This window comes from Streptomyces sp. ISL-12 (assembly GCF_018614415.1).
In the GTDB taxonomy this organism is placed as follows: domain Bacteria; phylum Actinomycetota; class Actinomycetes; order Streptomycetales; family Streptomycetaceae; genus Streptomyces.
In genome coordinates this window covers 14,266-32,847 of record NZ_JAGGOO010000010.1, presented here as the reverse complement: position 1 = coordinate 32,847, position 18,582 = coordinate 14,266, and the positions used below count along the sequence as shown (strand labels likewise).

The 18,582-nt window shown below is 72.2% G+C and carries 11 protein-coding genes; 7 read left to right on the top strand and 4 right to left on the bottom strand.

Annotation, left to right across the window (positions count from 1 at the left end; translation table 11 throughout):
• Window positions 1–194: 194 nt before the first annotated feature.
• Window positions 195–2,051: an exo-alpha-sialidase gene (locus tag J7I94_RS02655; RefSeq protein WP_215164819.1), complete on the top strand. Its 1,857-nt coding sequence runs from the start codon at window positions 195–197 to the stop codon at window positions 2,049–2,051.
• Here the strand turns inward: J7I94_RS02655 and J7I94_RS02650 are convergent.
• Window positions 2,048–3,070, bottom strand: a complete 1,023-nt coding sequence (locus J7I94_RS02650) for a bile acid:sodium symporter family protein (protein ID WP_215164818.1) — start codon at window positions 3,068–3,070, stop codon at window positions 2,048–2,050. The two genes, J7I94_RS02655 and J7I94_RS02650, sit on opposite strands and share 4 nt — an antisense overlap.
• Before the next feature lie 142 nt (window positions 3,071–3,212).
• On the opposite strand from J7I94_RS02650, the gene J7I94_RS02645 reads away from it, so the two are divergent.
• Complete coding sequence (locus tag J7I94_RS02645; protein ID WP_215164817.1) at window positions 3,213–4,097, top strand: LysR substrate-binding domain-containing protein; 885 nt, start codon at window positions 3,213–3,215, stop codon at window positions 4,095–4,097.
• On the opposite strand, the gene J7I94_RS02640 is transcribed toward J7I94_RS02645, so the two are convergent.
• Complete coding sequence (locus J7I94_RS02640) at window positions 4,072–5,055, bottom strand: Lrp/AsnC family transcriptional regulator (RefSeq protein WP_374198351.1); 984 nt, start codon at window positions 5,053–5,055, stop codon at window positions 4,072–4,074. The genes J7I94_RS02645 and J7I94_RS02640 overlap by 26 nt on opposite strands.
• Window positions 5,056–5,177: 122 nt before the next feature.
• On the opposite strand from J7I94_RS02640, the gene J7I94_RS02635 reads away from it, so the two are divergent.
• The 3 genes from J7I94_RS02635 to J7I94_RS02625 all read left to right on the top strand — a co-directional run bounded on the left by J7I94_RS02635 (window position 5,178) and on the right by J7I94_RS02625 (window position 9,767).
• Window positions 5,178–6,701: an MFS transporter gene (locus J7I94_RS02635; protein WP_215164816.1), complete on the top strand. Its 1,524-nt coding sequence runs from the start codon at window positions 5,178–5,180 to the stop codon at window positions 6,699–6,701.
• Window positions 6,702–7,004: 303 nt separating this feature from the next.
• Window positions 7,005–8,831: a long-chain fatty acid--CoA ligase gene (locus tag J7I94_RS02630; RefSeq protein WP_215164815.1), complete on the top strand. Its 1,827-nt coding sequence runs from the start codon at window positions 7,005–7,007 to the stop codon at window positions 8,829–8,831.
• A 102-nt stretch (window positions 8,832–8,933) separates the two neighbouring features.
• On the top strand, window positions 8,934–9,767 hold the full coding sequence (locus J7I94_RS02625) for an aldo/keto reductase (RefSeq protein WP_308114480.1): 834 nt from the start codon (window positions 8,934–8,936) through the stop codon (window positions 9,765–9,767).
• A gap of 72 nt (window positions 9,768–9,839) precedes the next feature.
• On the opposite strand, the gene J7I94_RS02620 is transcribed toward J7I94_RS02625, so the two are convergent.
• Both J7I94_RS02620 and J7I94_RS02615 read right to left on the bottom strand, forming a co-directional pair.
• Window positions 9,840–10,751 (bottom strand): trans-aconitate 2-methyltransferase, encoded by a 912-nt coding sequence (locus tag J7I94_RS02620; RefSeq protein WP_215164814.1) that lies wholly within the window; start codon window positions 10,749–10,751, stop codon window positions 9,840–9,842.
• A 152-nt stretch (window positions 10,752–10,903) separates the two neighbouring features.
• Complete coding sequence (locus tag J7I94_RS02615) at window positions 10,904–12,622, bottom strand: glycoside hydrolase family 6 protein (RefSeq protein ID WP_215164813.1); 1,719 nt, start codon at window positions 12,620–12,622, stop codon at window positions 10,904–10,906.
• Window positions 12,623–12,889: 267 nt separating this feature from the next.
• Here J7I94_RS02615 and J7I94_RS02610 point away from each other — a divergent pair, with 267 nt between their 5' ends.
• Both J7I94_RS02610 and J7I94_RS02605 read left to right on the top strand, forming a co-directional pair.
• A complete protein-coding gene (locus J7I94_RS02610) occupies window positions 12,890–15,805 on the top strand; it encodes a glycoside hydrolase family 48 protein (protein WP_215164812.1) in 2,916 nt (971 codons plus the stop codon).
• A 105-nt stretch (window positions 15,806–15,910) separates the two neighbouring features.
• Complete coding sequence (locus tag J7I94_RS02605; protein WP_215164811.1) at window positions 15,911–18,553, top strand: cellulose binding domain-containing protein; 2,643 nt, start codon at window positions 15,911–15,913, stop codon at window positions 18,551–18,553.
• Window positions 18,554–18,582 lie beyond the last annotated feature (29 nt).

The following is an 18,582-nucleotide window of genomic DNA, read 5'->3' as shown; positions in this document are numbered from 1 at the left end:
CCCGCGACACGACGGCGGAACCCCGGCCGGCGGAGAGCGCCCCCTGCGCCGGTACGGGGTGACGGCGTGTCGGCTGATTCCGGGTCCGGGCGACACGCGGGGGATTCGGTACAACATATCCGATATGTGATGACTTGATCTACTGATGCCCTGACGACCGGCTACCGCTCAGCCGCCTGAAGGGCCACCGCTCCATGCCGTTTCGCCCCCGCGCCCGTTCCGGACGCCCGCCGACCGTTCTCGCCTCCCTGCTCGCGCTGTCCTTCGCCCTGCCCTCCACGGCACACGCGAAGGCCCCCGAATTCACCCAACAGGTGCTCTTCCGCGCCGATCAGGAGACCGGGTACGCCTGCTTCCGCATCCCGGCGCTCGTGCGGACCACCGACGGCACGCTGCTCGCCTTCGCGGAGGGCCGGGTCCGCAACTGCGGGGACGCGGCCGACATCGACATCGTGCTCAAGCGCTCCACGGACGGCGGCCGTACCTGGGGCCCGCTGCGGGTCGTCAACGACGGCGGCGGCGACACCCACGGCAACCCGGCGCCGGTCGTGGACCGCGCCACCGGTCGCGTCCTGCTGGTCGAGACGTACAACACCGGCCGGGCGGACGACGCCGGCTGCGCGGTCCCCTGCGACCGCGCGCCCCACCTCCAGTACAGCGACGACGACGGGCTCACCTGGTCCGAGCCGCGCGACCTCAGCGCCGAGATCCGCCCGGCCGGCTGGAACTCCTGGTACGCGACCGGCCCCGTGCACGGCGCGCAGCTGACCGCCGGCGCCCACGCCGGGCGGCTGGTCCTCGGGGTCAACGCCGAGAGCTGGGACGGCGGCCGGGTGACGGCCAACCACGCGGCGCTGGTCGTCAGCGACGACGGCGGCGACCACTGGCGGATCGGCGCCACCGACACCTGGCCCGTGGCCGGCGACGGCACCTTCCGGCAGAAGCCGTCCGAGGTGACCCTGGCCGAACTCGCCGACGGCACGCTGCTGGTCAGCGGACGCGAGGAGGACGGCACCGACCTCGGCCACCGCACCCAGACCGTCAGCCGGGACGGCGGCGACAGCTTCGCCGCCCCCTTCGCGGCCGTCCCGGACCTGTACACCCCGCAGGTGCAGGGCGCGCTGCTGCGTCTGGGCGACCGGGTGCTGCTGTCCGCCCCGGCCGACCCCGACCGCCGCCGGACCATGGCGATCCGCTCCTCCTGGGACTCCGGCGCCACCTGGGACAGCGTGGACCGGGCCACGGTCGTCACCCGCGACTGGTCCGGCTACTCGGACATGGCGGCCCTCGACGGCACGACGGTGGGGCTGCTGTACGAGGGGGGCACGGCCGACGCCCGCGACGAGATCCGCTTCGCCCGGTTCGGCGCGGACTGGCTCCGGGCCCGGCGCGGCGCCGACCCCACCACCCCCGACCTCGCGCCGGGCACCCGGCCCGCCGCCGTACTGGGCGGGGCCGCTACGACGGCGGACGGTGCGGTCGGCGGCGCGGTCGCGTTCGACGGCACCGACGACGAGGTGCGGCTGCCGTACCGGGAGGGGCTGCGGCTCGGGGACGGCGACTTCACCGTGTCGCTCTGGTTCCGGTACACGGCGAAGACCGGGGAACAGCCGCTGCTGTGGATGGGCGGGATCGGTACCAAGCAGCCCCAGGTGTGGCTGCGCGCCGAGCCCGCGCAGGACAGGGTGACGGGGCTGATGACCGCGCGGGAGGGGGCGGCGGCGCCCCGGTCGGCGTACGTACGCGCCACCGGCGCGCACAACGACGGCCGCTGGCACCGGCTGGTGCTGCGCCGGGGCGGCGGGCGGCTCACCCTGTTCCTCGACGGCAAGAAGACCGAGGCGGCCCACGTGCCGGGCTCGGTCAGCCGCGACTCGGCCTTCGGCGTGCACGTGGGCGCCCGGATGGACGGGCGGGCGCGCCTCACCGGGGCGCTGGACGACGTACGGGTGTGGCGGCGGGCGCTGAGCGACGGCGAGGTCGGCGCGGCCCAGCCGCCGGCCGGGGACAGCGTGCTGCGGCTGCCCCTGGACCGGGTGGACGCCCCCTAACGGATGCCGGCGCCGGTGGGTATCGGCGGGTCAGCGGTGTCGTCCTCGGGCACCGGGTCGTGCGAGCGGCGCTTGGCGATGACCGCGCAGACCATGAGCTGCATCTGGTGGAAGAGCATCAGCGGCAGCACGGCCAGCGAGGCGTGCGCGCCGAAGAGCACGCTGGCCATCGGCAGCCCGGAGGCCAGGGACTTCTTCGAACCGGCGAACTGGATCGCGATCCGGTCCTCCCGCCCGAACCGCAGCGCCTTCGCGCCGTACCAGGTCAGCAGCAGCATCACGGCGAGCAGCACCGCCTCCACCGCCAGCAGCCCGGCCAGCCGGACGGGGCTGACCTGGTGCCAGACGCCCTGCACCATGCCCTCGCTGAACGCCGTGTAGACGACGAGCAGGATCGAGCCGCGGTCGACGAGCCCGAGCGCCTTCTTGTGCCGGGTGACGAAACCTCCGATCCAACGGCGCAGCAGCTGCCCTGCGACGAACGGCACCAGCAGCTGGAGCACGATCTTCACCACCGAGTCGGCGGAGAACCCGCCGCCCGTACTGCCGAGCAGACCGGCGGCGAGCAGCGGCGTGACGACGATGCCGACGAGGGAGGAGAAGGAGCCCGCGCAGATCGCGGCGGGCACGTTGCCGCGGGCGAGGGAGGTGAAGGCGATCGACGACTGGATGGTGGAGGGGACCAGGGTGCAGAAGAGCAGGCCCTGGTACAGCGGCTCGGTCAGGAAGACCGGGACGAGTCCGCGGGCCGCCAGCCCGAGCAGCGGGAAGACGGCGAACGTGCAGGCCAGGACGGTGACGTGGAGCCGCCAGTGCTTGAGTCCGTCCAGCGCCTCGCGGGTGGAGAGCCGGGCGCCGTAGAGGAAGAAGAGGAACGCGATCGCGGCCGTGGAGGCGCCGTTCGCCACATCGGCCGACGTCCCGCGGGCCGGCAGCAGCGCCGCGAGGCCCACCGTGCCCAGCAGCAGGAGGATGTACGGGTCGATCGGCATCCAGCGCGGCCAACGCAGGCGTTTCACGGTGCTCCACTTGCTCGTATCGCTTCTTCGGTCCTCGGACACGGGGACACGGGTCCCCGCTCCATCCTGCTCCCTCACTCGGCGATCGGGAATCCGGTACACCGCACTGACTGTCATCGCGTTCTGTAATAAGCTGAAGGGCGTGTACGACCCCTCCCAGCTGCGGACCTTCCTCTCGGTGGCCCAGACGCTGAGCTTCACGCAGGCCGCGCGGCGGCTCGGACTGCGCCAGTCGACGGTGAGCCAGCACGTGCGGCGCCTGGAGGACGCGACCGGGCGGCCGCTGTTCACCCGGGACACGCACTCGGTGGAGCTGACCGAGGACGGCGAGGCGATGCTCGGCTTCGCCCGCCGCATCCTGGAGGTGCACGAGCAGGCGACGGCGTTCTTCACCGGCACCCGGCTGCGCGGTCGGCTGCGGTTCGGCGCGTCGGAGGACTTCGTGCTGACCCGGCTCCCGGAGATCCTGGAGGGCTTCCGGCACGACCACCCCGAGGTCGACCTGGAGCTGACCGTCGAGCTGTCCGGCACCCTGCACGAGCAGCTCGCCGCCGGGAAGCTGGACCTGGTGCTGGCCAAGCGGCGGCCCGAGGACCGGCGGGGCGAGCTGGTGTGGCACGACCGGCTGGTGTGGATCGGCGCGGAGCGGCTGCGCGTGGACCCCGGCCGCCCGGTGCCGCTGATCGTCTACCCGCCGCCGGGCATCACCCGCGCCCTCGCCGTGGAGGCGCTCCAGCGCCAGGGCCGCGAGTGGCGGGTGGCCTGCACCAGCGGCAGCCTCAACGGCCTGATCGCGGCGGCCCGCGCGGGCCTCGGCGTGATGGCGCACTCGCGGGGCCTGATCCCGCCCGGCCTGGTACGGGTGCCGGACCGGGCCGGGCTGCCGGAACTGGGCCGCGTCGACTTCGTCCTGGTCACCGGGGAGCGACGCACCTCGGCGCAGGACGCGGCGGACGCGCTGGCCGCGGCGATCCTGGCGAGCGGCGACCGGCTGCACACCGTCAGGACGCGGGGCGCGGGTAGATGAGCTGCTTGACCCGGCGCAGGAACGGTGACGCCTCCACGTGCCGCACGCCCTCCAGGTGGCCGAGCGGGCCGCTGAGGTAGGCGTAGAGGTCGGCGGTGCCGCGGGTGACGGCGGTGGCGACGAGGTTGGAGGGGCCCGCGGTGGCCGCCGCGTGGGCGATCTCGGGGTGGCCGGCGAGGGTCTCGCCGACCCGGTGCAGGTCGGCCGGTCCCGCGGTGATCCACAGGGCGGCGACGACCGGGAAGCCGAGCAGCGCCGAGTCGTACTCGACGTCGATGTGGACCGCGCCGGAGGCGAGCAGCGCGGCCAGCCGGCGCTTGACGGCCGGCTCGGAGCGGCCGGTGGCGCGCTGGAGTTCCGGGTAGGTGGCGCGGCCGTCCCGTTCCAGGGCGGCGAGCAGCGGCTCGTCCTCCGGGGCGATGCGGGCCGGGCCGGTGGCCGGGTCACCGGCCGTCGGGCGCAGTGCCGCCGTCTCGTCGTCGGTGAGAACGCCGAGCTTGCGCAGCCAGCCGGTGGGGCCGCCGTGGAAGCGGTGCAGCATCTGGTGGGCCCGGATCTCCAGGACGCGCGGGGTGCGGGGCAGTTTGCCCAGGAGCAGGTCGTCGCGGTCGCCCGGGCTGCGGGGGCGGGTGCCGCAGACGACCTCCGTACCGCCCGAGGCGAGCCCGATCCAGCTGGTGTCGGGCCGTTTGGCGAGGGCGTCGGCGATGGCGGCGGCGCCGTCGGGGACGCAGCGCAGCCGCAGCGTCCACTGGTCGTGGCCGAGGACCTGCGCGTCCCGGACCGCGACCACGCGCAGTCCGCCCTCGGCGCACAGCCGCCGGTAGCGGCGCGCGACGGTCTGGTCCGAGACGCCGAGCACGGCGCCGATCCGGCTGAAGGAGGCCCGGCCGTTCAGCTCCAGCGCGCTCAGCAGACGCAGGTCGAGCCGGTCGAAGGTGTCGGATTCCATCTCCACGGCGGCTCTTCTCCTCGGGTTCCGTCGCTCGACTGCCGCCGGCCGGGGCCATCGGCCGTGCGCGGCCCATCGTACGGAGGACCACGAAGAGCCGGACGGAACACGGAAGGAACGAGGACGAGATGCGTACATGGGGACCGTTGACGGCGGTCTGCCTGGGCACGTTCATGCTGCTGCTGGACGTGACGATCGCGGTGGTGGCGCTCCCGGACATGGCACGGGGGCTGGACGCCTCGCTGGGCGATCTGCAATGGGTGATGGACGGGTACGCGCTGGCGCTGGCGGCGCTGCTGCTCGGCGCGGGCGCCGCGGCCGATGTGCTGGGGCGGCGGCGGACCCATGTGGCCGGGGTGGTGCTGTTCGCGGTGGCGTCGCTGCTGTGCGGGGTGGCGACCGGGCCGGCGATGCTGGTCGCGGCGCGCGCCGTGCAGGGCGTGGGCGCGGCGGCGATGTTCGCCACGACGCTGCCGCTGCTGGGCTCGGTCTACCAGGGGCGGCAGCGGTCGGTGGCGCTCGGGGTGTGGGGCGCGGTCAGCGGCGCGGCGGCGGCGGTCGGTCCGGTGCTGGGCGGACTGCTCACCGACGGGCCCGGCTGGCGGTGGATCTTCTACGTCAACCTGCCGGTGAGCGTGGCCGCGGTGTGGCTGACGCTGCGGGTGGTGCCGGAGTCGCGCGGGTCGCGCGGGCCGGGGGTGCCCCCGCGCGAGCGAAGCCGAGCGTGGGGGAAGGTGGACGTGCCGGGCACGGTGACGTTCGCGGCGTTCGCCGGGGCGGTGACGTACGGGGCGGTACGGGCCGGGTCGGACGGCTGGACGGAGACCGGCACACTGGCCGCCTTCGTCTGCGCGGTGCTGCTGCTGGCCGTTTTCGTCGCGGTGGAGCGGCGGTCGGCCGATCCGCTGCTCGATGTGCGGCTGTTCGCCCGGCCGGCGTTCTCGGCGGTGATGGTGGGGGCGCTCGCCTTCAACGCGGCGGCGTTCGGGGTGATGGCGTACACGTCGATCTGGCTGCAGACGCTGCTCGGGATGAGCCCGGTCCGCGGCGGCCTGGTGTTCCTGTGGCTGTCGCTGGCGTCGTTCGCGGTGGCGGCGGCGGGCGGGCGGCTGCTGCACGGGGTGCCGGCCCGGTTCACCATCGGGGGCGGGCTCCTGCTGATCTCGGCGGGCCAGTTCTCGACGGCGTTCCTGGACGCGTCCTCGACCGCCTCCGCACTGGTGCCGGGGCTGCTGCTGGTGGGCGTCGGCACCGGTCTCGTGTCGCCGGGCATCGCCGGGGCGGCGCTGGCGGCGGTACCGCCGGAGCGGGCCGGGATGGCGGGCGGCGCGGTGAACACCTTCCGGCAGCTCGGCTACGCCCTCGGCATCGCGGTCTTCGGCACGGTGCTGGCCGCCCGGATGACGGACACCCTCCCGTCGGACGCGGCCCACGCCCTGGCGGGCGGCGGCGCGGACGCCCTGCGGGCCGCGTTCCCGGACCACGCGCTGCGCGCCGCCTTCGCCTCCGGTCTGAACGCCGCGGCGGTGACGGCCGGGGCGGTGGCGGCGGTCGCCGGGGTCCTGGTCCTGGCCCTCACCGGGAATCGCCGTTCCGCCTCCGGGGGCAGCGCCCCGGCACCCGTGCGGACGCGGGCCGGCGCGGGGCGGTGAGGTCCGGGCGTCCCCTGAGGGACGGACAGCGGGCGCACCTGAGGGGCGCGGGGAACTGCGCGACCAGCCACACCCCACCCGCAGCCGCCCACACACCGCGCCACCCCGTACAGATTCGGTGGAGATTACGGCCGCAATACTTACTCAACCGTCAGGAACGCGCCCGACCCTTCCCCCTCTGAGGGGGATTCTCCCCGCCGTGCCGCCCCGCGCCCTCGCCCGTCGCCCTCGGGGGTGGGGTAGCTTTCACCGCGCTGTGCGGGGCGTCACAAGGAACGGGGAGCAGGGAACAGGGAGCGGGGTTTGCGCGAGTTCACGAGCCCTCCGTCGGCACTGCCGCCACCGGTGGGCGGACTGGCCGACGCGGTCTTCCGCAATGCCCGGGAGGACCCGGCGTACATCGCGCTGGGCCGCAAGGACCGGGCGGGCCGGTGGCGGGACGTGACCTCCGCCGAGTTCCGCGACGAGGTGCTGGCCCTCGCCAAGGGGCTGCTCGCCCGGGGTATCCGGTTCGGCGACCGCGTCGCCGTCATGTCCCGCACCCGCTACGAGTGGACGCTGTTCGACTTCGCCCTGTGGACGATCGGCGCGCAGGTCGTGCCGGTCTACCCCACCTCCTCGGCCGAGCAGTGCTTCTGGATGCTGCACGACGCCGAGGTCAGCGCCGCCGTCGTGGAGCACGAGGACCACGCGATGACCCTCGCCACCGTCATCGACCGGCTGCCGAACCTGCGGCAGCTGTGGCAGCTCGACGCCGGTGTGGTGCGGGAGCTGTACGAGGCGGGCGCCCACCTCGACGACGAGGTCGTGCACCGGCACCGCCAGGCGGTCACCCCGGAGTCGGTGGCCACCGTCATCTACACCTCCGGCACCACCGGCCGCCCCAAGGGCTGCGTGCTCACCCACGGCAACTTCATGTACGAGGCGGACACCGTCATCGGCCGCTGGGAGTCGGTGTTCCACTCCCGCAAGGGCGACGAGGCGGCCACCCTGCTCTTCCTGCCCCTCGCCCACGTCTTCGGCCGGATGGTGGAGGTCGCCGCGATCCGCGGCCGGGTCCGCTTCGGCCACCAGCCGCAGCTCAACGCGGCGGCCCTGCTGCCGGACCTGGCCGCGTTCCAGCCGACGTTCATCCTGGCCGTGCCGTACATCTTCGAGAAGGTGTTCAACGCCGCCCGGCGCAAGGCCGAGCGGGACGGCCGGGCGGGTGCGTTCGAGAAGGCCGTCGACGTGGCGGTGAAGTACGCGGAGGCCCTGGAGGCGAAGGCGTGGGGCCAGGGTCCCGGACCGTCGGCGGCGCTGCGCGTGCAGCACCAGTTCTTCGACAAGCTCGTCTACGCCAAGGTGCGGGCCGCGATGGGCGGGCGCCTGCGCAACGCCATGTCCGGCGGCAGCGCGATGGACCGGCGGCTCGGCCTGTTCTTCGCGGGCGCCGGCGTGCAGATCTACGAGGGGTACGGCCTGACCGAGTCGACGGCGGCGGCCACCGCCAACCCGCCCGAGCGCACCCGCTACGGCACGGTCGGCCACCCGATCCCCGGCGTCACCGTGCACATCGCGGACGACGGCGAGATCTGGCTGCGCGGCGGCAACGTCTTCCAGGGGTACCTCAACGACCCGAAGGCCACCGACGAGTCCCTGCACGACGGCTGGCTGGCCACCGGCGACCTGGGGCTGCTGGACGAGGACGGCTACCTCACCATCACCGGCCGCAAGAAGGAGATCCTGGTGACCTCCGGCGGCAAGAGCGTCTCCCCCGGGGTGCTGGAGGAGCGCGTCCGCGACCACCCGCTGGTCAGCCAGTGCATCGTGGTCGGCAACGACCGCCCCTACATCGCCGCCCTGGTCACCCTCGACCAGGAGGCCGTCGAACACTGGCTGACGATGCGCAACAAGCCCCGGATGCACCCGGCCGACCTGGTCCGCGACGCCGATCTGGAGACCGAGGTGCGGCGCGCGGTGGTCGCCGCCAACACGCTCGTCTCCCAGGCCGAGTCCATCCGCACCTTCCGCATCCTGGCCCAGCCGTTCACCGAGGAGCAGGGACTGCTCACCCCGTCGCTCAAGCTCAAGCGCAAGGCCATCGAGCAGGCGTACCGGGCCGAGGTGGACGCCCTGTACCGGGTGTGAAACAGGGATCCGCCCGCTTTTTCCTCCATCAGGAATGCGCGCGGCCTCGTGATCGTTGACCATGGGAGCACCACGTCACCACAAACGAAGGATCAACAGCCCGTGAGCAGCCAGGTCCCCCCGATCACCCTGAACAACGGCGTCGAGATGCCCCAGCTGGGCTTCGGCGTCTGGCAGGTACCGGACGACGAGGCCGAGACCGCCGTCGCGACGGCCCTGAAGGCCGGGTACCGCAGCATCGACACGGCGGCGATCTACGGCAACGAGAGGGGCACCGGCAAGGCCATCGCCGCCTCCGGCCTCCCCCGTGAGGACCTCTTCGTCACCACCAAGCTCTGGAACAGCGAGCAGGGGTACGACTCCACCCTGCGCGCCTTCGACACCTCCCTGTCCAAGCTCGGCCTGGAGTACGTCGACCTGTACCTGATCCACTGGCCGATGCCGGACCGGGGCACCTACGTCGACACCTACAAGGCGTTCGAAAAGATCCTGGCCGACGGCCGGGCGCGGGCCATCGGCGTCTCCAACTTCCAGCCGGACCACCTGGAGCGGCTGATCGGCGAGACGTCGGTCATCCCGGCGGTCAACCAGATCGAGCTGCACCCGCACCTCCAGCAGCACGCCCTGCGCGAGTACCACGCGGAGCAGGGCATCGCCACGGAGGCGTGGTCGCCGCTCGGCTCCGGCAAGGGCCTCCTGGAGGTCCCGGCCATCGTCGCCATCGGCCGGAAGCACGGCCGCAGCCCGGCCCAGATCGTCCTGCGCTGGCACCTGCAGACCGGCAACGTCGTGATCCCGAAGTCCGTGACGCCGTCCCGGATCAAGGAGAACATCGAGGTCTTCGACTTCAGCCTGGACGACGAGGACCTCGCGGCGATCAGCGCCCTCAACGAGGACCGGCGGGTCGGTCCCGACCCGGCGGCGGTCAACGACTGACACCCCGGCGCGCGGCCGAAAGGCCACGAGGCCCGGCACCCCGGAAGGAAACGGGGTGCCGGGCCTTCGTCGTCAGCCGGTCCGCACCGCCGTGTGCACGGTGTGTGCCGCCAGCACGAACAGGTCGGGCCTGCGGTGGACGCCCGCCTCGTCGTCGGGGTCGAGGAGCCGGTCCAGGACGGCGCGGTCACCGGCGTCCAGACCTGCGTCGGCGCCCAGGTCACGCAGCCGGGTGAGCGTGGCGGCGACGTGGGCGCGGGCCTTGTCGGAGACCGGAGCGGGCAGGTCGAGCAGGAAACTGCGGGTGCCGGTGTGTTTCAGACCGGCGGCGGTGAGCAGCGCGGGCCAGTCCTCGGTCACGGCGACGGAGCCCGGCAGGCTCTCCCGCATCCGGGTGAACGCGTCCTCGTGCGCCGCGTCCAGCCGCGCCTGCAGCCCCGGCCGGCCCAGGCCGAGGTCGCGCGGCAGGAACCGTACGGGCAGTCCGCCCTCCAGGAGCGCCAGGGTGCCGCCGGGGGCCAGGCAGGCGGCGAAGGCGGCGAGACCGGCGCGCTGATCGGCCAGGTGGTGCAGGCTGCGGCTGGCCCACAGCAGGTCGGCGGGGTAGTCGAGGGAGCCGAGCACGTCCGGCAGCTCGCCGGTCAGGGTGTCGAAGCGGTCGGCGATGCCGTGCCGCGCGGCGCGGGCGCGGGCCCGCTCCAGGAGCGGGGCGGCGCCGTCGGCCGCCACCACCCGGGCGCCCGGGAAGGTGTCGGCGAGCAGACAGGTCAGCACACCGGGTCCGCTGCCCGCGTCGACGACCAGGCCCGGGTCGGTCACCTCCCCGGCCAGCCAGGCCAGGGCCCGCTGGTACAGCGGCGTGTACAGCTCCGCCTCGCCCTCCAGCAGCGGGGCCAGCTCGGCCCAGTCGATGTCGGCGTGGTCGTGAGGGTGGTGCTGATGGTCGTGCTCGTGCTGGTGCTGGTGCCCGTGGTCGTGCGCCATGATCGCCGGCCTCCCGTCTCGCGATACCGCCAGCGTGCTCCGGGCCGGCGGGCCCCGGCAACTCTTCTTGCCGTTCCCGCAAAATGGCCGCGGGGGCCGGTCCGGCAGGCTCACCGGACCGGCCCCCGCGGGGAGGGGGGAAGGGAAGGGGGTCAGGACAGCGGCGGGTACGCGTTCTGCATCAGCTGCTGGAACTGCGCGGAGAACCAGTGCCCGGAGAGCGGGGCGTCCGGCAGGGCGCCGGACATGTTGTTGTTGTTCCGCGGGTTGCCGGTGTACGTCGGGTCGCACATCCGGTCGAAGCCCTTGCCCTCGTCGTTGTCGATCGGCTCGCTGGCGCCGTCGGACTCACCCGGGGGCTTCATCCAGACGTACGCGTCGATCCCGGCGGCGGGGTTGGCCTGCGGACGCTCACCGAGGCCGGCCCCGGTCTGGTTGCACCAGTTGCCGAGGTGGATGCGACGGTCGTAGCGGCCGCCGTCGACGTACGTGTTGACGTCGGTCATGGCACCCGGGCCGGTGGGCCGGGCCGAGCCGCCCCAGCCGTTGCGGGAGGTGTCGATCAGCATGCCGAGGTTGGAGTCGAAGCCGATGGAGACCAGCTTGTCGCGCATCGCCTGGGCGTAGGACAGCTCGTCGGTGTACCGGTTCCAGTCGACCCAGTCGGACTGGCGCACGGAGGTGCCGTTCACGGTGTCATTGATCGTGAAGTTCTCCTCCTTCAGCGCGCTGTAGTTGGCGGTGTTGACGATGAAGCCGTGCACGTCGTTGACGGTCGCGCCCTCGGTGGTCGCGGCGACCTTGAACAGGTCGGCGGAGGCACCGAAGTTGTCGTCCCAGCCGAGCCAGCCGTGGTGGCCGGCGTCGATGTAGTTGTAGACGTTGGGGGCGTCGCCCAGCTTGTTCAGGGCGTAGCCGACACCCTTCTGGTAGTTGCCGTTGGCCTTCATCACGTCGCAGTTGGGCGTGGCGGTGGCCCGCGGCGTGGTGTTGGTGACCAGGTTGGGCAGCGAGTCGATCTCGACGGTGGTCACGATCCGCAGCGACGCGTACTTGGAGTCGGCGAGGATCGCGGCGATCGGGTCGATGTACTCGGTCTTGTACCGGTCGATCTCGGTCGCGCCCAGCTCGCCGTTGGAGGCGAGGGCGGCGCAGTCGCGGCCGGGCAGGTTGTAGATGACGAGCTGGACGACCATCTCGTCCGAGCCCTTCTGCTCCAGCGCCGCGTCGAGGTGGTCGCGCAGTCCCATGCCGCCGTTGACACCCTCGATGGCGGCGATGCGGTCCAGCCACACACCGGTCGGCTGGTTCGCGATGCGGCTGCCGCCCGGTTCGGCCGCGGCCTTGGCGGACCACTCCGGGTTCACGTACACCTTGGCGCCGTCGTACGGGTTGTTCACCCGGGCGGAGGGGCCCTCCGGGTCCGGGGGATCGGTGGGGGTCGTGCCGCCGTCGTCGACGTTGCAGGTCACCCCGTCGAGGGTGAAGGTGGCCGGGACGGCGTTGCTGCCGCTGTAGGAGGCCTGGAAGCCGAAGCTCACCGAGCCGCCGGTGGACAGCGGGGCGTTGTAGGACTCGTTGGCCGCGGTGACGGCCGTACCGCTCTGGCTGATCTTCGCGTTCCAGCCGCTGGTCACCTTCTGGTTGCCGGCGTAGGACCACTTCAGGGACCAGCCGGACTTGGCGGCGCTGTTGTTGGTGACGGTGACGGCGGCGGTGAAGCCGGTGTCCCACTGGTTCTGCACCTTGTAGTCCACGGTGCAGGGGACGGCCGCCGCGCCGACGTCCGGGGGTACGACGGCGTACGCCGCGCCGGAGGCCCCGGCGACAAGCGCGAGAGCGGCCAGTAACGCAGTTCTGCTACGGCTCATGGGTGCGGGTTTCCTCTTCATCGAGTACCGACTGATGGAGTACCGACTGACGGAACCGCTCCCACTGGTGCCGAAGAAGTTAGCGCCAAGTGTCGGTAAAGAACAGAGGAGTTGCCAACATTCTCTCAACTCGGCCCATCGAACATTTTCGACTCTTCACACACCTTGACCGCACTCACCCCTCTCCTCAACATGGGAGCGCTCCCACTGGTTCACAGCTTGTTGCTCCTCCCCCCTCGCTCCGAGCCGCAAGGAGGAACCAGCACCATGCACCGAGGTCGAAGACGCCGCGCCGCGCGGCGTCTGTGGACGGCCGCGCTGGCGGCCCTCGCGCTCCCGCTCACCCTGGTGGGCACCGGCACGACCACCGCGCACGCCGCGGCGGTCCAGTGCAGCGTGGACTACAAGACGAACGACTGGGGTTCCGGTTTCACCGCCGAGCTGACCCTGACCAACCGGGGATCCGAGGCCCTGGACGGCTGGACCCTGACGTACGGCTACACGGGCGACCAGAAGCTGACCAACGGCTGGAACGGCACCTGGTCGCAGTCCGGGTCGGCGGTGACCGTGACGAACGCCGCGTACAACGCTCGAATAGGCGCCGGCGCCGCCGTCACCACCGGCGCCCAGTTCACCTACAGCGGCACCAACACCGCGCCCACCTCGTTCTCGGTCAACGGCACCCCGTGCACCGGCGCCCACCAGCCGCCGATCACCGTGCTGACCAGCCCGGCGCCGGGTGCCGTGTACAGCCAGGGCACGGCGGTGCCGCTGGCGGCCACCGCGGCCGCGGCCGACGACGCCACCGTCACCAAGGTGGAGTTCTACGACGACACCACCCTGCTGGGCACCGACAGCAGCGCGCCCTACACGCACTCCGCCTCTGGTTTGACCGTGGGCAGTCATTCCCTGGTGGCGAAGGCGTACGACAGCCTGGGCGCGTCGGCGAGTTCCACCCCGGTCGGCATCACGGTCGCCGCGGGCCCCACCGTGGTGGCCACCCCCGCCCAACTGGGCCTCCAGCAGGGCGAGTCGGGAACGTACGACGTCAAGCTGTCCACGCAGCCGACGGCGAACGTCACCGTCACCACCGCCCGCACCAGCGGCAACACCGGCCTCACGGTCACCGGTGGCGGGACGCTCACCTTCACCCCGTCGAACTGGGACACCGCGCAGCAGGTGACGATCGGCGCCGACTCCTCCGGCACCGGCTCGGCGGTCTTCGAGTCCACGGCCCCCGGCCACGGCAAGGCGACGGTCACCGTCACCCAGCTCGCGGCCGCGACGGAGTACGACGCGCGCTTCCTGGAGCTGTACGGGAAGATCACCGACCCGGCGAACGGCTACTTCTCCCCCGAGGGCATCCCGTACCACTCGGTGGAGACGCTGATCGTCGAGGCGCCCGACCACGGCCATGAGACCACCTCGGAGGCGTACAGCTATCTGCTGTGGCTCCAGGCCATGTACGGCAAGGTGACGGGCGACTGGACCCGGTTCAACGGTGCCTGGGACATCATGGAGCAGTACATGATCCCCACCCACGCCGACCAGCCGACCAACTCCTCGTACAACGCGTCCAAGCCCGCCACCTACGCGCCCGAACTGGACACGCCGCAGGAGTACCCGGCGAAGCTGGACTCCGGTGTCTCCGTCGGCCCGGACCCGATCGCCGGTGAGCTGAAGTCGGCGTACGGCACGGACGACGTGTACGGGATGCACTGGCTCCAGGACGTCGACAACACCTACGGCTACGGCAACTCGCCCGGCAACTGCGAGGCGGGACCGTCGGACACCGGGCCGTCGTACATCAACACCTTCCAGCGCGGCGCGCAGGAGTCGGTGTGGGAGACGGTGCCGCAGCCGACCTGCGACGCCTTCGAGTACGGCGGGACCAACGGCTACCTGGACCTGTTCACCGGTGACGCCTCCTACGCCAAGCAGTGGAAGTTCACCAACGCCCCGGACGCCGACGCGCGCGCCGTGCAGGCCGCGTACTGGGCGGACGTCTGGGCCGGGCAGCAGGGCAAGGAGTCGGAGATCTCCGGGACCGTCGCGAAGGCCGCCAAGATGGGCGACTACCTGCGGTACGCGATGTTCGACAAGTACTTCAAGAAGGTCGGCGGCTGTGCGGGGCCGACGAGCTGCCCGGCGGGCACCGGCAAGGACTCCTCGCACTACCTGCTGTCCTGGTACTACGCCTGGGGCGGCGCGGTGGACACCTCGGCGGGCTGGGCCTGGCGCATCGGTTCCAGCCACACCCACGGCGGCTACCAGAACCCGCTGGCCGCGTACGCCCTCAGCTCCTACGCCGACCTGAAGCCGAAGTCGGCGACGGGTGCGGCGGACTGGGCCAAGTCCCTCGACCGGCAGCTGGAGTTCTACCGCTGGCTCCAGTCCGACGAGGGTGCCATCGCGGGCGGCGCGACCAACAGCTGGCAGGGCCGGTACGCGACCCCGCCGGCCGGGACGCCGACGTTCTACGGCATGTACTACGACGAGAAGCCGGTGTACCACGACCCGCCGTCCAACCAGTGGTTCGGCTTCCAGGCGTGGTCCATGGAGCGGGTCGCCGAGTACTACCAGCAGAGCGGCGACGCCGACGCCAAGACGGTCCTTGACAAGTGGGTCGACTGGGCGCTGTCGGAGACGACGGTCAACCCGGACGGCAGCTTCCGTATCCCCTCCACGCTCCAGTGGTCGGGCGCGCCCGACACCTGGAACGCCTCCTCCCCCGGTGCCAACAGCGGCCTGCACGTCACGGTCGCCGACTACACCAACGACGTCGGGGTGGCGGCGGCGTACGCCAAGACCCTGACGTACTACGCCGACCGCTCCGGTGACGCGGAGGCGGCCTCGACGGCCAAGGCGCTGCTGGACGGCATGTGGGAGAACAACCAGGACGCGCTCGGCATCGCCGTCCCGGAGACCCGCGCCGACTACAACCGCTTCGACGACGCCGTGTACGTCCCGAGCGGCTGGACCGGCACCATGCCGAACGGCGACACGATCGACTCGTCGTCGACCTTCGAGTCGATCCGCTCGTTCTACGAGGACGACCCGAACTGGTCGAAGGTCGAGAGCTACCTCGCGGGCGGTGCCGCGCCCACGTTCACGTACCACCGGTTCTGGGCCCAGGCGGACATCGCCCTCGCCATGGGCTCGTACGCGGAGCTCCTCGAATAAGTCCCCGCTGAAAGCTCCGCGTACCGCGCCGGGCGGCTCCCCTCCGCACTGGGGGCCGCCCGGTCGTCGTCTCCCCCACCCTGACGAAAGGGACGGTCCCCCACCGTGCGAAGAACCCGCATCCTCACCGCCGCGCTGGCGCTCGCGGCCGGACTGCTGACCGGCGGGCCGCCCGCCGCGCTGGCCGCCCAGACGCCGAAGGCGGCCGTCGCCGCCGACACCTACACCTGGAAGAACGCCCGGATCGACGGGGGCGGCTTCGTCCCCGGCATCGTCTTCAACCGCAGCGAGCAGGACCTCGCCTACGCCCGCACCGACATCGGCGGCGCCTACCGCTGGCAGGAGGCGAGCAAGACCTGGACGCCGCTGCTCGACCACGTCGGCTGGGACGACTGGGGACACACCGGTGTCGTCAGCATCGCCTCCGACTCCGTCGACCCCGACCGGGTGTACGCGGCGGTCGGCACGTACACCAACAGCTGGGACCCGGGCAACGGCGCGGTCCTGCGCTCCGCCGACCGGGGCGCGAGCTGGCGGAAGACGGACCTGCCGTTCAAGCTGGGCGGCAACATGCCGGGCCGGGGCATGGGCGAGCGCCTGGCCGTCGACCCGCACGACAACGACGTGCTGTACCTGGGCGCGCCCAGCGGCAAGGGCCTGTGGCGGTCGACCGACGCCGGCGTCACCTGGTCCCAGGTGACCGCCTTCCCCAACCCCGGCGACTACGCCCAGGACCCGAGCGACACCAGCGGCTACGCCTCCGACAACCAGGGCATCACCTGGGTCACCTTCGACGAGTCGACGGGCAGCGGGAGTTCCGCGACGAAGACGATCTACGTCGGCGTCGCCGACAAGGAGAACGCCGTCTACCGGTCGACGGACGCGGGCGCCACCTGGGAGCGGATCGCCGGGCAGCCGACCGGGTACCTCGCCCACAAGGGTGTCCTGGACGCCGAGAACGGCTACCTGTACCTGGCCTACAGCGACACGGGCGGCCCGTACGACGGCGGCAAGGGCCGGCTGTACCGGTACGCGACGGCGACCGGCACCTGGACCGACATCAGCCCGGTCGCGGAGGCCGACACCTACTACGGGTTCAGCGGGCTGACCGTCGACCGTCAGCACCCCGGCACGGTGATGGCGACGGCGTACAGCTCCTGGTGGCCGGACACCCAGATCTTCCGCTCGACGGACAGCGGAGGCACCTGGACGCAGGCGTGGAGCTACACCTCGTACCCGAACCGCGAGAACCGCTACACGATGGATGTGTCGTCGTCGCCGTGGCTCACCTGGGGCGCGAATCCGACGCCGCCCGAGCAGACACCCAAGCTGGGGTGGATGACGGAGTCGCTGGAGATCGACCCGTTCGACAGCGACCGGATGATGTACGGGACCGGCGCCACGGTCTACGGCACGGAGAACCTCACCGACTGGGACGCCGGGAGCAAGTTCACCATCACGCCGATGGTGCGGGGGCTGGAGGAGACGGCCGTCAACGACCTCGCCGCTCCCCCGTCGGGCGCCCCGCTGCTCAGCGCCCTCGGTGACATCGGCGGCTTCCGGCACACCAGCCTGACCGAGGTGCCGTCGATGATGTTCACCTCGCCCGACTTCACCTCCTCCACCAGCCTGGACTACGCCGAGTCGAACCCGGACACCGTCGTCCGCGTCGGCAACCTGGACTCGGGTCCGCACATCGCCTTCTCCACGGACAACGGCGCCAACTGGTTCGGCGGCACCGACCCGTCGGGGGTGAGCGGCGGCGGCACGGTCGCGGCGGCGGCCGACGGGAGCCGGTTCGTGTGGAGCCCGGCCGGTACCGGTGTGCAGTACACGACGGGCTTCGGCACGTCCTGGCAGGCGTCGAGCGGCATCCCGGCCGGCGCGGTCGTCGAGTCCGACCGGGTCGACCCGGACACCTTCTACGGTTTCAAGTCCGGGACGTTCTACGTCAGTACGGACGGCGGCGCGACCTTCTCGGCGTCGGCGGCGAGCGGGCTGCCGAGCGGGGACAGCGTGCGGTTCAAGGCGCTGCCCGGTGTGCGGGGGGACGTGTGGCTGGCGGGCGGTGCCTCGGACGGGGCGTACGGCCTGTGGCACTCCACGGACGGCGGCGCGAGCTTCACCGAACTGCCGAACGTCGAGCAGGCCGACACCATCGGCTTCGGCAAGGCGGCGCCGGGCGCCTCGTACCAGACGCTGTACACCAGCGCGAAGATCGGCGGGGTGCGGGGCGTCTTCCGCTCCACCGACCAGGGCGTCTCCTGGACCCGGATCAACGACGACGCCCACCAGTGGGGCTGGACGGGGGCGGCCATCACCGGCGACCCCCGGGTGTACGGGCGGGTGTACGTGGCGACCAACGGGCGGGGGATCGTCTACGGCGACACGTCCGCCACGGACCCCGGAACGGAGCCGGAGCCGGCGGGTGCCTGCGCGGTGACGTACACGGTCACCAACCAGTGGCCGGGCGGCTTCCAGGCGGACGTGAAGCTCACCAACACCGGGACGGCGGCCTGGAACGGCTGGGCGCTGAACTGGTCCTTCCCGGACGGGCAGAAGGTGAGCCGGATGTGGAACGCCGAGCACTCCGTGTCGGGGACCACGGTCACGGCGGGGAACGTCGGCTGGAACGGTGCCGTGGCGGCCGGTTCGTCGGTGGGGTTCGGCTTCACGGGTGAGTGGTCGGGCACCAACGCGGAACCGGCGTCCTTCTCCCTGGGCGGCGAGAGCTGCGCGGTCGGCTGAACGACCGCGTGGGTGACGGGCGGGGCGTG

Bases quoted from the DNA above. Each gene is read 5' to 3' on its own strand.
- J7I94_RS02655 (WP_215164819.1), top strand. From the start codon at position 195: ATGCCGTTTCGCCCCCGCGCCCGTTCCGGACGCCCGCCGACCGTTCTC.
- J7I94_RS02635 (WP_215164816.1), top strand. From the start codon at position 5,178: ATGCGTACATGGGGACCGTTGACGGCGGTCTGCCTGGGCACGTTCATG.
- J7I94_RS02620 (WP_215164814.1), bottom strand. From the start codon at position 10,751: ATGGCGCACGACCACGGGCACCAGCACCAGCACGAGCACGACCATCAG.
- J7I94_RS02615 (WP_215164813.1), bottom strand. From the start codon at position 12,622: ATGAGCCGTAGCAGAACTGCGTTACTGGCCGCTCTCGCGCTTGTCGCC.
- J7I94_RS02610 (WP_215164812.1), top strand. From the start codon at position 12,890: ATGCACCGAGGTCGAAGACGCCGCGCCGCGCGGCGTCTGTGGACGGCC.